Source organism: Candidatus Termitispirillum reticulitermitis (assembly GCF_054655775.1).
This window is the reverse complement of sequence record NZ_BAAIHG010000173.1, coordinates 1-962: the sequence shown is the minus strand read 5'-3', so window position 1 is coordinate 962 and position 962 is coordinate 1. Positions and strand designations below refer to the sequence as shown.

Annotated in this window: 2 protein-coding genes; both read right to left on the bottom strand. The window is 40.0% G+C overall.

Annotated features, from left to right (window positions below; all coding sequences use genetic code 11):
* Positions 1 to 222: 222 nt before the first annotated feature.
* Positions 223 to 528, bottom strand: a complete 306-nt coding sequence (locus AC1MDJ_RS08090; protein WP_479690405.1) for a BrnA antitoxin family protein — start codon at positions 526 to 528, stop codon at positions 223 to 225.
* On the bottom strand, positions 503 to 802 hold the full coding sequence (locus tag AC1MDJ_RS08085) for a BrnT family toxin (RefSeq protein ID WP_479690404.1): 300 nt from the start codon (positions 800 to 802) through the stop codon (positions 503 to 505). Before AC1MDJ_RS08085 ends, AC1MDJ_RS08090 begins: the two co-directional genes overlap by 26 nt.
* Positions 803 to 962 lie beyond the last annotated feature (160 nt).

The following is a 962-nucleotide window of genomic DNA, read 5'->3' as shown; positions in this document are numbered from 1 at the left end:
GACATACGCTCTGTAGAGAGTGTGCTTGAAAACATTGCTAAGTCTGACAAGACGACAATGACAGTATAAAAGAGCTAATAGGCTTATTGCCTATGGTTCAAGCTTAGTTTAGATAAAATTTCTAGGCTCATTTTTTATGGGGTGTTTCATAACACATTATAAATACCAAGTCAAATGCTTTTCGTTCCACATATGAGTCTCTGCCTAAAGCCTCATTTTTTGTTATCTTTGCATCTGCGTCATCATATACTCTCGTAGGGCGGAGTTCATCCTTGTTTGGTAACCCTTGCCCGATGAGCGAAACCACTCTAAAACGTCAGCGTCGTAGTTCACCTTAACGGCTACCTTAACAGGTTTATATAGTGAACGGTTGAGCAGCTTTGCTGGGACAAAACGTGCAAGTTGCTCTTGCGTCAGTGGTGGCATATCAGACACATCAATGTCAGTGTCTTGCATCATTTTTAGCTTTCTAATGCGTTCCTCATCTAACGAGGGGAGCGTTTTAATTGTTTTTACTGTAGTTTTCATAGTATTTCTCCTTTTCATTGTTCAATGCTAATCGTGCGGAAATAATCCGAATAGTATTTTCATTTGGTTCGGTTTCAACAACAAACAAAATAACGTCCATCACCACTCCAAGAAAAATCCAACGTTCCTCTTCGTCTGTGCTATGCTCTGCATCATAAAAATCTATCCTGTTCGGGTCGTAGTATGCCCGCATTGCGTCAGTAAAATCAACGCCGTGTTTCTTAAGATTAGACGCATTTTTATGCTCGTCCCAAATAAATTTGATATCGTCCATTGATTATACCTATATAAACATACACTATATTTATAGGTGTGTCAAGCCATATTGTGCCTTTAATTATAAAAAACGGCGGTGATACCGAAGTAGCCGCCGCCAGTTACGCCAATATCGCACTAGCCGTTATTTTGCGTATTCTACAGCTCGCGATTCCCTT